At 56.3% G+C, this 14871-nt stretch carries 14 protein-coding genes; 4 read left to right on the top strand and 10 right to left on the bottom strand.

Annotated features, from left to right (window positions below; translation table 11 throughout):
- Nucleotides 1–6: 6 nt before the first annotated feature.
- Nucleotides 7–1818: a phosphogluconate dehydratase gene (gene edd / locus H2Z33_RS17730; RefSeq protein WP_017693246.1), complete on the bottom strand. Its 1812-nt coding sequence runs from the start codon at nucleotides 1816–1818 to the stop codon at nucleotides 7–9.
- Nucleotides 1819–2051: 233 nt separating this feature from the next.
- Nucleotides 2052–3527 carry a glucose-6-phosphate dehydrogenase gene (zwf, locus tag H2Z33_RS17725; RefSeq protein WP_063134704.1) on the bottom strand — a complete coding sequence of 492 codons (1476 nt, stop codon included), beginning with the start codon at nucleotides 3525–3527 and terminating at the stop codon, nucleotides 2052–2054.
- Between the two features lie 356 nt (nucleotides 3528–3883).
- Here zwf and H2Z33_RS17720 point away from each other — a divergent pair, with 356 nt between their 5' ends.
- Together H2Z33_RS17720 and pyk are read left to right on the top strand one after the other, a co-directional pair.
- Nucleotides 3884–4753 carry a MurR/RpiR family transcriptional regulator gene (locus H2Z33_RS17720; RefSeq protein WP_003859769.1) on the top strand — a complete coding sequence of 290 codons (870 nt, stop codon included), beginning with the start codon at nucleotides 3884–3886 and terminating at the stop codon, nucleotides 4751–4753.
- A gap of 114 nt (nucleotides 4754–4867) precedes the next feature.
- Nucleotides 4868–6310: a pyruvate kinase gene (gene pyk / locus H2Z33_RS17715; RefSeq protein ID WP_003859767.1), complete on the top strand. Its 1443-nt coding sequence runs from the start codon at nucleotides 4868–4870 to the stop codon at nucleotides 6308–6310.
- Nucleotides 6311–6352: 42 nt separating this feature from the next.
- Here pyk and lpxM read toward each other — a convergent pair whose 3' ends face one another.
- From lpxM to znuA, 3 genes are all read right to left on the bottom strand, one after another.
- The gene (gene lpxM / locus H2Z33_RS17710; RefSeq protein WP_015570283.1) at nucleotides 6353–7324 is read right to left on the bottom strand and encodes a lauroyl-Kdo(2)-lipid IV(A) myristoyltransferase; all 972 of its coding nucleotides are present in this window, start codon (nucleotides 7322–7324) and stop codon (nucleotides 6353–6355) included.
- A gap of 117 nt (nucleotides 7325–7441) precedes the next feature.
- Nucleotides 7442–8761 carry a murein DD-endopeptidase MepM gene (gene mepM / locus H2Z33_RS17705; RefSeq protein WP_003859762.1) on the bottom strand — a complete coding sequence of 440 codons (1320 nt, stop codon included), beginning with the start codon at nucleotides 8759–8761 and terminating at the stop codon, nucleotides 7442–7444.
- A 15-nt stretch (nucleotides 8762–8776) separates the two neighbouring features.
- A complete protein-coding gene (gene znuA, locus H2Z33_RS17700; protein WP_047733884.1) occupies nucleotides 8777–9721 on the bottom strand; it encodes a zinc ABC transporter substrate-binding protein ZnuA in 945 nt (314 codons plus the stop codon).
- Nucleotides 9722–9798: 77 nt separating this feature from the next.
- On the opposite strand from znuA, the gene znuC reads away from it, so the two are divergent.
- Both znuC and znuB read left to right on the top strand, forming a co-directional pair.
- Entirely contained in the window at nucleotides 9799–10554 is a 756-nt protein-coding gene (gene znuC, locus H2Z33_RS17695) for a zinc ABC transporter ATP-binding protein ZnuC (RefSeq protein WP_017384350.1), read from the top strand.
- Nucleotides 10551–11336, top strand: a complete 786-nt coding sequence (gene znuB / locus H2Z33_RS17690; protein ID WP_015570280.1) for a zinc ABC transporter permease subunit ZnuB — start codon at nucleotides 10551–10553, stop codon at nucleotides 11334–11336. The genes znuC and znuB overlap by 4 nt, the downstream gene beginning before the upstream one ends.
- 52 nt (nucleotides 11337–11388) lie before the next feature.
- Here znuB and ruvB read toward each other — a convergent pair whose 3' ends face one another.
- The 5 genes from ruvB to nudB all read right to left on the bottom strand — a co-directional run bounded on the left by ruvB (nucleotide 11389) and on the right by nudB (nucleotide 14870).
- The gene (ruvB, locus tag H2Z33_RS17685) at nucleotides 11389–12399 is read right to left on the bottom strand and encodes a Holliday junction branch migration DNA helicase RuvB (RefSeq protein ID WP_003859753.1); all 1011 of its coding nucleotides are present in this window, start codon (nucleotides 12397–12399) and stop codon (nucleotides 11389–11391) included.
- An 8-nt stretch (nucleotides 12400–12407) separates the two neighbouring features.
- Nucleotides 12408–13022, bottom strand: coding sequence for a Holliday junction branch migration protein RuvA (ruvA, locus tag H2Z33_RS17680; RefSeq protein ID WP_003859751.1), 615 nt, complete (start codon nucleotides 13020–13022; stop codon nucleotides 12408–12410).
- Nucleotides 13023–13102: 80 nt separating this feature from the next.
- Nucleotides 13103–13624: a crossover junction endodeoxyribonuclease RuvC gene (gene ruvC / locus H2Z33_RS17675; protein WP_003859749.1), complete on the bottom strand. Its 522-nt coding sequence runs from the start codon at nucleotides 13622–13624 to the stop codon at nucleotides 13103–13105.
- Between the two features lie 34 nt (nucleotides 13625–13658).
- Nucleotides 13659–14399 (bottom strand): YebC/PmpR family DNA-binding transcriptional regulator, encoded by a 741-nt coding sequence (locus H2Z33_RS17670; RefSeq protein WP_003859747.1) that lies wholly within the window; start codon nucleotides 14397–14399, stop codon nucleotides 13659–13661.
- Nucleotides 14400–14426: 27 nt separating this feature from the next.
- Entirely contained in the window at nucleotides 14427–14870 is a 444-nt protein-coding gene (gene nudB / locus H2Z33_RS17665) for a dihydroneopterin triphosphate diphosphatase (protein ID WP_006811037.1), read from the bottom strand.
- Between the last annotated feature and the right edge of the window lies 1 nt (nucleotide 14871).

Raw genomic sequence — 14871 nt, 5'->3', positions numbered from 1 at the left:
GTCGTCTTAAAACGTAATACAGGTTGCGCCCTGCTCCGCACCGGAGAGTTTCTCACGCAACGCACCAAACATTTCGCGTCCGGTACCCACGCGTGACGCGCTCAGGTCAGGAATATGTGGCTGACGCGCCGCCAGCTCTGCTTCATCCACCAGCAGGGTTAACTCGCCTGTCTGACCGTTAACGCGGATCATGTCACCATCACGCACTTTCGCCAGCAGGCCGCCGTCGTAGGCTTCCGGGGTGACATGAATCGCTGAAGGCACTTTACCGGATGCCCCTGAAAGGCGTCCATCGGTTACCAGTGCAATTTTGAAACGGCGGTCCAATAATACACCAAGCGGCGGCATAAGTTTATGTAATTCTGGCATCCCGTTCGCTTTTGGTCCCTGATGACGCACCACGACCACACAGTCTTTATCAAGCAGACCCGCGTCAAAGGCAGGTAAAACGTCGTGCTGGCTTTCAAACACCACCGCCGGGGCTTCGATAACCTGATTCTCTTCCGGCACGGCAGAGGTTTTCATCACGGCACGTCCAAGGTTACCGCTCAGCACTTTGGTGCCGCCGTGAGGAGAGAACGGCTGTTCGAAGGTTGCGATAACCTGAGGATCGAGCGAGTCGCTCGCCCCTTCGCGCCAGTCCAGCTCACCGTTGTTCAGCCAGGGTTCAAGGGTATAGCGATGCAGGCCAAAGCCCGCCACCGTGTTGACATCCTCATGCAGCAGGCCGCCTTTCAGCAGCTCGCGCATCAGCACCGGCACGCCGCCCGCGGCCTGGAAGTGGTTGATGTCCGCCGGACCGTTCGGGTACAGACGGGCCATCAGTGGTACCACGGAGGAGATATCGGAGAAGTCATCCCAGTTGATCAGAATGCCCGCCGCGCGCGCCATCGCGACAAGGTGCATGGTATGGTTGGTTGAACCGCCGGTCGCCAGCAGGGCGACAATCCCGTTTACGATGACTTTTTCATCCACCATTTTGCCCATTGGCATCCACTCGTTGCCGTTACCGGTCAGGCGCGTCACCTGACGGGCTGCGGCTTCGGTCAGCGCTTTACGCAGTGGCGCATCCGGCTGGATGAACGACGAGCCCGGCAGCTGCATACCCATAAACTCCACCACCATCTGGTTGGTGTTGGCCGTACCGTAGAACGTACAGGTGCCCGGCGCATGATAGGACGCGGCTTCCGCTTCCAGCAGTGCCTGACGGTCCGCTTTTCCTTCGGCATACAGCTGGCGGATACGGACTTTTTCCTTGTTTGGCAGACCGCTAGCCATCGGGCCTGACGGCACAAAAATCGCTGGCAGATGGCCAAACGACAGCGCGGCCATCACCAGCCCCGGGACGATTTTGTCGCACACGCCCAGATAGAGCGCGCCATCAAACATGTTGTGAGAGAGGCCCACTGCCGCCGACATGGCGATCACTTCGCGGCTCAGCAAGGACAGCTCCATACCGTCCTGGCCCTGGGTTACGCCATCACACATGGCCGGCACGCCGCCTGCAACCTGGCCCACCGCGTTCACGCTGTGCAGCGCATTGCGGATGATAGCCGGGTAGGCCTCATACGGCTGGTGGGCTGAAAGCATGTCGTTATAGGAGGTAATTATGGCGATATTGTTACGCAACATGCTTTTCAGCGCGTCTTTATCACCAGGCTGGCAGGCCGCAAAGCCGTGGGCCAGATTCCCGCAGGCCAGCTGAGAGCGATGGACAGTTTCACTCTTCGCCTGTTCGATGCGGGCAAGGTAGGCAGTACGGGTCTCTTTCGAGCGCTCAACAATGCGCTGTGTTACGCGTAACAATGTCGGATTCATAAAAGCTCCTCTAATTTATCTGTCCAGGCTCGGGAGTTTACACAGTTTCTGACGGTTGTTAACAACGCTGAAACGCCTGATATCCGGAGCACAGGGGCAAAATGTCTGAAGGGAGTGTAATAAAAAAAGCTCCGCGGGTGAATCCACGCGGAGCTTAAAAGATAAAAATTATGCCACTTGCTGTGTTAGATCATGTTACCGGTAAAATAACACCTTTGGGCTAGAGAAGGTGGTTATTCAAACTCGTTCCAGGAGCGGCCATCACGGGTGATCATCGCAACGGAGGCGACAGGTCCCCAGGTTCCCGCCTGATACGGTTTTGGCGCGTCCTGATCGGCTGCCCACGCTTCAGTGATAGAGTCGACCCACTTCCACGCCTCTTCCACTTCATCGCGGCGGACGAACAGCGCCTGGATACCACGCATGGTTTCCAGCAGCAGACGCTCGTAAGCATCGGCGAGATGCGTCTGGTTGAAGGTTTCAGAGTAGCTCAGGTCCAGCTTGGTAGTTTGCAGGTTGTGTTTGTGATCAAGACCCGGCACTTTGTTCAGGATCTGAATATCCACACCCTCGTCCGGTTGCAGACGGATGGTCAGTTTGTTCTGCGGCAGTTCCTGCCAGGATTCTTTGAACAGGTTCAGTTCCGGATTCTTGAAGTAGACCACCACTTCGGAGCATTTTGCCGGCAGACGTTTACCGGTACGCAGGTAGAACGGCACACCGGCCCAGCGCCAGTCGTCGATATCCACGCGGATCGCCACAAACGTCTCGGTGTTGCTGGACTTGTTCGCGCCCTCTTCTTCCAGATAGCCAGGAACTTTTTTCCCCTGGGCAAAACCTGCGGTGTACTGGCCGCGCACGGTTTTCTCGCGCACGTTGGAGCGGTCAATACGGCGCAGTGATTTCAGAACTTTCACTTTGGCGTCACGAATGCTGTCGGCCGTCAGATCTGACGGTGGAGACATGGCAATCATGCACAGAATTTGCAGCAGGTGGTTCTGGATCATGTCCCGCATCTGGCCGGCCTGGTCGAAGTAGCCCCAACGGCCTTCGATGCCCACCTCTTCCGCCACGGTAATTTCCACGTGGTCGATAGTGCGGTTGTCCCAGTTGTTCACAAACAGGGAGTTGGCAAAACGCAGCGCCAGCAGGTTCAGTACCGTCTCTTTGCCCAGATAGTGGTCAATACGGTAAACCTGACACTCCTCAAAGAACTCGCCCACCTGGTCGTTGATTTCACGCGAGGTCGCCAGCGACGTACCCAGCGGTTTCTCCATCACCACGCGCGCCGGTTTGGCGTTCAGCTTCGCCTCGCCCAGACCTTTGCAGATGGCGCCGAAGGTGCTTGGCGGCATGGCGAAATAGTTAATTGTGACACGATTTTCCTGGTCAAGCATTTCACCCAGACGGGTAAAGGCGCCTACATCGTTGACGTCCAGGTTGCAGAAATCGAGACGCCCGCTCAGCTTATCCCAAAGGCTTTCATCGATTTTCTCTTTCATGAACGTTTCGAGCGCCTCGCGCACGACTTCGGTATAAGCCTCCTTATCCCAGTCTGCGCGTCCTACCCCAAGGATTCGGGTGTCGGGATGGATCTGGCCCGCTTTTTCGAGCTGATACAGGGAAGGCAGCAATTTTCGGCGTGCAAGATCGCCTTTCGCGCCGAAAATGACCAGGTCACATGCCTGGGCTGTTTGCGTTACCGCCATGTCATTCTCCTCATTTAGATCGCCTGGTACTCTGCCAGGTATCGTTGTAATTTTATTACAATGCACTGTACTGCTTTTACGCGTTTCCTGAAACCATTAGCGCTTAACGTCGCGTGCGATACGGTAATTTTTCGTCACCCGGGCCATAACGCCCGTCTGATGACGCAACAAACGTCGATTCTTTGCGCAACAGGGTCAGAGCAAAACCCGACGTCGATCAAGTAATGAAAAAAAACAACAACATTTCTTGTCGACGATTACCCTTTCGGGAGTCCCGGGGGTAATATCGGCTAAATCGAATCAAGATTTCATCTCTTTATGAAATCGTTTATGCCCTCATGAGCGTCTTGTTAACAATGAACATGCTGGAAAAAATCCAGTTTCAACTGGAACACCTTAGCAAATCCGAGCGCAAAGTGGCTGAAGTTATTCTCGCCGCGCCCGCTCAGGCGATTCATTCAAGCATCGCCGCTCTGGCACAGGAATCGGGCGTCAGCGAACCGACGGTCAATCGATTCTGTCGTAGTCTGGACACGCGCGGCTTTCCTGATTTTAAACTGCATCTGGCCCAAAGTCTGGCAAACGGCACCCCGTATGTTAATCGCAATGTAGATGAAGACGACAGCGTTGATGCTTACACCGCAAAAATATTTGAATCGGCTATGGCCACGCTCGACCACGTTCGCCAGTCTCTGGACATGAGTTCAGTGAATCGCGCGGTCGATCTTCTCACGCAGGCCAAACGGATTGCCTTCTTTGGCCTTGGCTCGTCCGCCGCCGTGGCGCATGACGCCATGAATAAGTTCTTTCGCTTTAACGTGCCGGTGATTTACTCCGATGACATTGTGCTGCAACGCATGAGCTGTATGAATTGTAGTGAAGATGATGTCGTGGTACTCATCTCCCATACGGGCCGCACCAAGAGCCAGGTGGAGCTGGCGCAGCTCGCGCGTGACAACGATGCGATGGTCATCGCCCTGACGACGGCAGGTACGCCGCTGGCCAGGGAAGCGACGCTCGCTATTACCCTGGACGTACCGGAGGACACCGACATGTACATGCCGATGGTCTCCCGCCTGGCGCAGTTGACGGTCATCGACGTGCTGGCGACCGGTTTTACCTTACGCCGGGGCGCAAAATTCCGGGATAACTTGAAGCGGGTCAAGGAAGCCCTGAAAGAATCGCGTTTTGATAAAGAATTGCTTATAAAGAGCGATGTTCCCTAATAACTACGATGTACGATTTACGGCATTCGGTCCCCTCGCTACTGCCTTGCGATAGATGAAGGCCGATTCTATGTTCACGCAACACCAAAGTTGTTTCAGTCAACGGAGTATTACATGTCCAGAAGGCTTCGCAGAACCAAGATCGTCACCACCTTAGGCCCGGCCACCGACCGCGATAATAACCTCGAAAAGATTATCGCCGCGGGTGCCAACGTGGTGCGCATGAACTTCTCTCACGGTACGCCAGAAGACCATAAATTACGTGCCGACAAAGTGCGTGAAATCGCAGCTAAACTGGGCCGCCATGTTGCTATCCTCGGTGACCTGCAAGGTCCAAAAATCCGCGTATCGACCTTTAAAGAAGGCAAAGTCTTCCTCAACATCGGCGATAAATTCCTGCTGGATGCCAACCTGAGCAAAGGCGAAGGCGATAAGGAAAAAGTGGGTATCGACTACAAAGGTCTGCCTGCTGACGTTGTGCCTGGCGACATCCTGCTGCTGGACGACGGACGCGTACAGCTGAAAGTGCTGGAAGTTCAGGGTATGAAGGTATTCACCGAAGTGACCGTCGGCGGCCCGCTCTCCAACAACAAAGGCATCAACAAACTCGGCGGTGGCCTGTCTGCCGAAGCGCTGACCGATAAAGACAAAGCGGATATCGTGACCGCAGCGCAGATCGGCGTGGATTACCTGGCTGTCTCCTTCCCGCGCTGCGGCGAAGATCTGAACTATGCTCGCCGCCTGGCGCGCGATGCAGGCTGCGATGCGAAAATCGTTGCGAAAGTGGAACGCGCTGAAGCGGTCTGCGATCAGGACGCGATGGACGACGTGATCCTGGCGTCTGACGTGGTGATGGTTGCCCGTGGTGACCTGGGCGTGGAAATTGGCGACCCTGAACTGGTCGGTATCCAGAAAGCGCTGATCCGTCGCGCGCGTCAGCTGAACCGCGCGGTGATCACCGCCACCCAGATGATGGAATCCATGATCACCAACCCAATGCCAACCCGAGCGGAAGTCATGGACGTGGCGAACGCCGTGCTGGATGGTACCGATGCGGTGATGCTGTCAGCGGAAACCGCGGCAGGTCAGTATCCGGCAGAAACCGTGGCCGCCATGGCGCGCGTGTGCCTGGGTGCAGAGAAGATCCCAAGCATTAACGTCTCTAAACACCGCCTGGACATTCAGTTCGACAACGTGGAAGAAGCGATTGCGATGTCTGCGATGTACGCAGCCAACCACCTGAAAGGGGTCACGGCGATCATCACCATGACCGAATCTGGCCGTACCGCGCTAATGACGTCCCGTATCAGCTCCGGTCTGCCGATCTTCGCCATGTCCCGTCACGAGCGTACGCTGAACCTGACGGCGCTGTATCGCGGCGTGACGCCAGTATACTTCGACAGCACCAACGACGGCGTGGCCGCCGCGCACGATGCCGTGAACCTGCTGCGCGACAAAGGTTATCTGGTATCCGGTGATATCGTTATCGTGACGCAGGGTGACGTGATGAGCACCATCGGCTCAACCAATACCACCCGCGTACTGACCGTAGAGTAAGCTCCGATCCCCTCTCCCTAAGGGGAGAGGGATGAAGGTTTCCTATTTCTTCGGGAAAAGCTCTTTACGCTTGTACGGCTCTGTTTCACCAGGTTTACGCGTTTTGAGCAACTTCAGGATCCACGTATATTGCTCCTTATGCGGCCCCACCAGCACCTCCACCTCTTCATTCATGCGACGTGCGATGGTGTGATCGTCTGCGGTCAGCAGATCGTCCATCGGCGGACGTACCTCAATGCTCAGGCGATGCGTTTTACCGTCATAAACCGGGAACAGTGGGATCACGCGGGCGCGGCAGACTTTCATCAGGCGACCAATCGCGGGTAGCGTGGCTTTATAGGTTGCGAAGAAATCGACAAACTCGCTGTGTTCCGGGCCGTGGTCCTGATCGGGCAGATAGTAGCCCCAGTAACCCTGACGTACCGACTGAATGAAAGGCTTAATGCCATCGTTTCGGGCGTGCAAACGCCCGCCAAAGCGACGGCGCACGGTATTCCAGACGAAGTCGTAGATTTTGTTTCCCTGATTATGGAACATCGCCGCCATTTTCTGGCCCTGCGACGCCATTAACATCGCCGGAATGTCTACCCCCCAGCCGTGCGGCACCAGGAAAATCACCTTTTCATCATTGCGACGCATCTCGTCGATGATCTCCAGCCCTTTCCAGTCAACGCGTTCGACGATCTTCTCCGGCCCTTTCAGCGCCAGTTCCGCCATCATCGCCATGGCCTGTGGCGCGGTGGTATACATGTCATCAATGATTGCTTCGCGTTCGGCGTCGCTTTTATCCGGAAAACAGTACAACAGATTTATTTGCGCGCGGCGGCGTGCGCTTTTACCTAAGCGCCCTGCCAGGCGCCCCACTTTGCCGAGCACCGGATCGCGGAGGGAAGCAGGTAGCAACGCCATGCCAGCAAACGCGTATACGCCAAGCCAGGCGCCCCAGTTACGCGGGTGGCGAAAAGATTTTTCAAACTCGGGAATGTACTCAATATTGTTTTTTTTGGTTTCCATGCGGGTTCCAGGGTCTGGTGACGCAAAAATATATTCGGATAGTGTAGCGAGGCTGCCGCCCGCGCACAAAAGAAAAAGCCGGCGCATACTGACGCCGGCTTTTTAAATCAGGAGAGCTTAGTCGAAGCGCAGCTGCGGCATCACCTCTTTCACCTGCGCCAGGTAATCTTTGCGATCTTTGCCGGTCAGCCCTTCGGTGCGCGGCAGTTTTGCCGTCAGCGGGTTAACCGCCTGCTGGTTGATCCACACTTCGTAGTGCAGGTGCGGCCCCGTCGACCGGCCGGTGTTACCGGACAGCGCGATGCGATCGCCACGTTTCACTTTCTGGCCCGGTTTGACCAGCAGTTTACGCAGGTGCATGTAGCGGGTGGTGTACGTACGACCGTGACGAATAGCAACGTAGTAGCCAGCAGCACCGCTGCGTTTCGCCATGACCACTTCACCATCCCCTACCGCCAGCACTGGCGTGCCCTGCGGCATGGCGAAGTCAACGCCACGGTGCGGCGCTACGCGGCCAGTTACCGGGTTCAGACGACGCGGGTTGAAGTTGGAGGAGACGCGGAACTGTTTCGCCGTTGGGAAACGCAGGAAGCCTTTTGCCAGACCCGTACCGCTGCGGTCATAGAACTTACCGTCTTCCGCGCGAATAGCGTAGTAGTCTTTGCCGTCTGAACGCAGACGAACGCCCACCAGCTGGCTCTGCTCGCGCTTACCGTCCAGCATTTCGCGGGACATCAGGACAGAGAACTGATCGCCTTTTTTCAGTTTGCGGAAATCCATCTGCCACTGCATGGCTTTGATCACCGAGCTGATTTCAGCGCTGGTCAGGCCGGCATCGCGTGCGCTGGAAACAAAGCTGCCGCCGACGGTCCCTTTCATGACGCTGTTAACCCAGTCGCCCTGCTGCAATTCGCTGGTCATTTTGAAACCGTTTGCAGTGCGATCGTAGGTGCGGGTTTCGCGACGGGACATCTCCCAGGTCAGACGTTGCAGATCGCCGTCGGGCGTTAGGGTCCAGGAAAGCTGCTGGCCAATTTTCAGGTTACGCAGCTCTTTATCGGATGCGGCGAGCTGGCTGATGTTGCCCATGTCGATACCGTACTGGTTCAGGACGCTGCTCAGCGTATCGCCAGTAGAAACAACATATTCATGAATGCCGGCTTCATTCTGGATCTTGTCATCCAGCTCATCCTGGGGAATCGCTTCATCTTCCTGAGCGGCCTGATCGATAGGCTCGCTGGCCTCAGGCAGCAGAGAGCGGATCTCGCTCTTCTCCAGTTCGATGGTTTTAATGATTGGGGCGGAACTCGGGTGGTAAACATAGGGCCGCCAGACGGCGACCGCTAATGTCAGAACTGTAAGCGACCCCAGCATAACGCGGTGGGGTCGAGGCAGATTGTTAAATGCCAGGGCGACAGAGCGGGCTATCTGTTGCACGTATTCACTTCCTCGTTAATCTCCTTTCAGGCAGCTCGCATACTGATTCGCCAGTTGGCTGAGGAACTGCGAATAGCTCGCTTTGCTCAACTGGATGTTCGTACCTAGCGGGTCAAGGGTTCCCATGCGCACGGATGTTCCCCTGGCCACGGCTTCTACGACCGCTGGCCTGAACTGTGGCTCAGCAAAAACGCATGTCGCTTTTTGCTCAACCAACTGTGTTCTGATTTCATGTAAACGCTGCGCACCAGGCTGAATTTCAGGGTTGACGGTAAAATGCCCCAGCGGGGTCAGACCGTAATGTTTCTCGTAATACCCGTAGGCATCATGAAAAACGAAGTACCCTTTTCCTTTAAGCGGTGCGAGCTCGTTACCTACCTGTTTGTCGGTTGCAGCTAATTGAGCCTCAAAATCCTTCAGGTTGGCGTCGAGTTTGATTCGACTTTGCGGCATAAGTTCCACTAATTTGTCGTGGATTGCAACCGCTGTAAGCCGCGCTATCTCTGGGGAGAGCCAGAGATGCATGTTGTATTCGCCGTGATGGTGATGGTCGTCACCTTTTTCACCGTGAGCATGGTCGTGGTCGTGTTCGTCACCCTCGTCCTCAGCTCCTTTCATGAGTAACGGTTTCACGCCGGACAGCCCGGCAATCGTCACCTGTTTCTCAGCGGCAATCTGACTGGCTGACTTCTGCATGAACGCTTCCATCTCAGGACCAATCCAGACGACTAAGTCCGCGTTCTGTAAGCGTTTTACATCAGATGGACGCAGGGAATAATCATGCTCGGAAGCACCATCAGGCAGCAGAACCTGGGTCTCAGTGACCCCATCCGCGATGGCAGAGGCGATAAACCCAAGCGGTTTAAGCGAAGCGACAACGGCGGCGTTAACATCTTGTGCTGTTGTACCCCAAAGAGCAGCGGATAAAGCTGCGAAAAGAAGCGTATTTTTCTGTAACATAATGCGACTAATCATCGTAATGAATGCGTGGAATGTGATATTATAACATTCGATGACTTCTGCAAGCTTAAATTGACATGACGACTTTAGTTTCTCTAGAAAATGTTTCGGTCTCATTCGGCCAGCGCCGCGTCCTTTCTGACGTGTCGCTGAATCTGAAGCCCGGAAAAATACTCACGCTGCTCGGCCCTAACGGTGCAGGCAAGTCGACGCTGGTACGCGTCGTATTAGGCCTGGTAGCCCCTGACGCAGGTGTTATCGTCCGCCAAGACAAGTTGCGTATCGGCTATGTGCCGCAAAAATTACACCTCGATGCCACCCTGCCCCTGACGGTGAGCCGCTTCCTGCGCCTCCGTCCCGGTACGCGTAAAGCGGATATCCTCCCGGCGCTGAAACGCGTTCAGGCGGGACATCTTGTTGAGGCGCCCTTGCAAAAGCTGTCGGGCGGTGAAACCCAGCGCGTATTACTTGCCCGCGCCCTGCTCAGCAGCCCTCAGCTGCTGGTCCTGGACGAGCCGACGCAGGGTGTTGACGTCAACGGTCAGGTTGCGCTGTACGATCTGATTGACCAGCTCCGTCGGGAGCTAAACTGCGCGGTGCTGATGGTGTCCCATGATCTGCATCTGGTGATGGCCAAAACCGACGAAGTGCTGTGCCTGAACCATCACATTTGTTGTTCCGGCACGCCGGAAGTGGTGTCAATGCATCCGGAATTTATCTCTATGTTTGGCCATCGCGGCGCCGAACAGCTGGGCATCTATCGTCATAATCACAATCACCGCCATGATTTACAGGGACGAATTGTCCTGCGTCGGGGAAATGGACACTCATGATTGAACTGTTACTGCCCGGCTGGCTGGCCGGGATTATGCTTGCCTGCGCCGCGGGTCCACTCGGCTCGTTTGTCGTCTGGCGCAGAATGTCCTATTTCGGCGATACGCTGGCCCATGCTTCATTGCTGGGTGTGGCGTTTGGTTTGTTACTGGACGTGAACCCGTTTTATGCGGTGATTGTCGTCACGCTGCTGCTGGCTGCCGGTCTGGTCTGGCTGGAAAAACGCCCTCACCTGGCAATTGATACCCTGCTCGGCATTATGGCGCACAGCGCCCTGTCGCTGGGCCTGGTGGTAGTGAGCCTGATGTCAAACATCCGCGTGGACCTGATGGCCTATCTGTTCGGCGATCTGCTGGCCGTCACGCCCGAAGATCTGATTTCTATTGCCATTGGCGTGGCAGTGGTACTCGGGATCCTGCTGTGGCAGTGGCGGAATTTACTGGCTATGACCGTCAGTCCGGATCTGGCCTTTGTCGATGGCGTGAAGCTTCAGCGCGTGAAGCTGCTGTTGATGCTGGTGACGGCGTTAACCATCGGCGTGGCGATGAAATTTGTTGGCGCGCTGATCATCACGTCGCTGCTGATAATTCCTGCCGCCACTGCGCGCCGTTTTGCGCGTACGCCGGAGCAAATGGCCGGTATCGCGGTGATTATCGGAATGATTGCGGTGACGGGCGGGTTAACCTTCTCGGCGTTTTATGACACGCCAGCGGGGCCGTCGGTGGTACTGTGCGCGGCGGTGTTGTTTATTTTCAGTATGATGAAAAAGACCGCGCAGTAGTCAGCATGTCCCCGGTGGCGCTTCGCTTACCGGGGCTACAATTTATCGCTGCTTACGGCATCGCGGGCGGCGTAATACCGAAATGATTCCACGCCCGCACCGTCGCCATACGACCACGCGGGGTACGCTGTAAGAAGCCCTGCTGGATCAGATACGGCTCCAGCACGTCCTCGATAGTCTCACGCTCTTCGCCAATTGCCGCCGCCAGGTTATCCAGTCCTACCGGCCCGCCAAAGAACTTATCCAGCACCGCCAGCAGCAGCTTACGGTCCATATAGTCAAAGCCTTCGGCATCGACATTCAGCATATCCAGCGCCTGGGCGGCGATCTCGGCCGATATGGTGCCGTCGTGCTTCACCTCGGCAAAGTCACGCACCCGGCGCAGCAGGCGGTTGGCAATACGCGGCGTACCGCGGGAGCGCTTCGCCACTTCAAACGCCCCCTCTTCGCTCATATCCAGCCCCATGTAGCGCGCGCTGCGCCCCACAATATGCTGAAGGTCGGGCACCTGATAAAACTCAAGACGCTGCACGATACCAAAACGGTCGCGTAGCGGTGAGGTCAGCGAGCCGGCGCGCGTCGTGGCGCCAATCAGGGTAAACGGTGGCAGATCGATTTTGATCGAGCGCGCGGCCGGGCCTTCACCGATCATGATATCCAGCTGGTAATCCTCCATTGCCGGATAGAGCACTTCCTCCACCACCGGCGACAGGCGGTGGATCTCATCGATAAACAGCACGTCATGCGGTTCGAGGTTGGTCAGCATCGCCGCCAGGTCCCCTGCTTTCTCCAGTACCGGGCCGGAGGTGGTACGCAGGTTAACGCCCATTTCATTGGCGACGATATTCGCCAGGGTGGTTTTACCTAACCCCGGCGGACCAAAAATCAGCAGGTGATCGAGCGCATCGCCGCGCAGCTTTGCCGCCTGGATGAAAATCTCCATCTGAGAACGAACCTGCGGCTGGCCGATGTACTCATCCAGCAGTTTGGGACGGATCGCGCGATCCACCACGTCATCTGGCTGAATAGTGCCTGCCGATACCAGGCGGTCTGCTTCAATCATCCTTTACCTCACAATGCAGCGCGCAGCGCTTCACGAATCAGAGTTTCACTGCTGGCATCCGGTTTAGCAATTTTGCTCACCATCCGGCTGGCCTCCTGAGGTTTATAGCCCAGCGCCACCAGCGCGGCAACCGCTTCCTGCTCGGCATCATCATCCGATGCAGGCGCGCCCGGGGAAGTCAGCACCAGATCGGCTGCCGGCGTGAACAGATCGCCATGCAGACCTTTGAAGCGGTCCTTCATCTCGACAATCAGGCGCTCGGCGGTTTTCTTCCCGATGCCCGGAAGTTTAATTAACGCAGCTGGATCTTCACGCTCAACGGCGTTCACAAACTGTGGCGCTGACATACCGGACAGAATCGCCAGGGCCAGCTTCGGCCCGACGCCGTTGGTTTTAATCAATTCGCGGAACAGGGTGCGTTCCTGTTTGTTATTGAAGCCGTACAGCAGCTGAGCGTCTTCACGCACCACAAACTGGGTAAAGACAACCGCCTCTTTGCCCGCCTCCGGCAGCTCGTAGAAGCAGGTCATCGGCATATGGACTTCATAGCCCACGCCACCCACTTCCAGCAGCACTAACGGGGGTTGTTTTTCAATGATGATGCCTCTGAGTCTGCCTATCACGTGACGCTCCTGCGTTCTGGAAGAAATTATCTGCCGACATAATAAAAAAAGGCTGGATAAACATCCAACCTGATTTGTCATTATCGTAACCTGCCTCGCGCCAGATTGAGCCGCGACTCGCTCATTTGCATCGCATTCTGGCTGACGTGACAGTGGGTAATCGCAATGGCCAGCGCATCGGCGGCGTCAGCCTGCGGGTTCGCAGGGAGCTTCAGCAGGGTACGCACCATGTGCTGCACCTGGCTTTTCTCCGCGCTACCAATGCCCACCACCGTCTGCTTAACCTGACGGGCCGCGTACTCAAACACCGGCAGATCCTGGTTCACGGCGGCAACAATCGCCACGCCGCGCGCCTGACCGAGCTTTAACGCCGAGTCAGCGTTTTTCGCCATAAAGACCTGCTCGATGGCGAAATAGTCCGGCTGGAACTGGGTGATGATCTCCGACACGCCCGCATAGATGAGCTTCAGGCGCGACGGCAGATCGTCCACTTTGGTGCGAATACAGCCGCTGCCGAGGTAGGTTAGCTGGCGTCCCACCTGACGGATAACGCCATAGCCGGTGACGCGTGAGCCGGGGTCAATCCCGAGAATAATCGACATCACGCGTCTCCCGTAAACGGTTTACAGGCTCTCATCAGAGAGTCGCTGCAACCTCATCAGAGATTTCACCGTTGTGATACACTTCCTGCACGTCGTCGCAGTCTTCGAGCATGTCGATCAGACGCAGCAGTTTCGGTGCGGTTTCCGCATCCATGTCCGCTTTGGTAGACGGGATCATGGAGACTTCAGCGTTATCCGCCTTCAGGCCAGCCGCTTCCAGCGCATCGCGCACGGCACCCATCTCTTCCCATGCGGTGTAAACATCAATAGCACCGTCGTCGTAGGTCACCACGTCTTCCGCACCGGCTTCCAGCGCCGCTTCCATGATCGCATCTTCGTCGCCTTTCTCGAAGGAGATGACGCCTTTTTTGCTGAACAGGTACGCTACGGAACCGTCAGTGCCCAGGTTGCCGCCGGTTTTGGTGAACGCGTGGCGCACTTCCGCAACGGTACGGTTACGGTTGTCGGACAGACACTCAACCATCACCGCCGTACCGCCAGGACCGTAACCTTCATAAATGATGGTTTCCATGTTCGCGTCTTCATCACCGCCCACGCCACGTGCGATGGCACGGTTCAGGGTGTCACGCGTCATGTTGTTAGACAGGGCTTTATCCACCGCTGCGCGCAGACGTGGGTTAGAGGCCGGATCGCCGCCGCCCAGACGCGCCGCTGTCACCAGCTCACGAATGATTTTGGTAAAGATTTTACCGCGTTTGGCATCCTGTGCCGCTTTGCGGTGTTTGGTGTTGGCCCACTTACTATGACCTGCCATAAAAAGTTCTCCAAAAATCGCGCCTTCTCAGGCAGCGTTAATTACAAATTCTTCAATCGCCTGCCGGTTGCTCCACGACTTGGTCAGTGCGGCGGCATCCGCCGCATTCACCCAGCGGTAGGTCAGGTGTTCCGTGAACACGATCTCCCGCTCATGGGGAAGCGCAAGGCAGAACCACGATTCCGTATTGCGCTCAATGCCCGGTGCATAGCGATGACGTAAATGGCTAAAAATTTCAAACTCCACCGTGCGCTGACAGTCCTTCAGGGTCAGTTGCTCGCGAGCAACGTCAATGGCGACCTCTTCCTTTACTTCACGCGCGGCGGCCTGCGGCGCGGTCTCCCCCTCTTCCAGGCTGCCGGTAACCGACTGCCAGAAATCCGGATCGTCGCGCCGCTGCAACATCAGCACCCGCTTCGTGTCTTCTGCATAAATGACCACCAGAACCGAAACGGGACGCTTATATGCCATA

Source organism: Enterobacter sp. YSU (assembly GCF_016082135.1).
GTDB classification, from domain to species: Bacteria; Pseudomonadota; Gammaproteobacteria; order Enterobacterales; family Enterobacteriaceae; genus Enterobacter; species Enterobacter hormaechei_C.
Note: the sequence above shows the minus strand (reverse complement) of the source record. Positions and strands in the feature narration are given on the sequence as shown.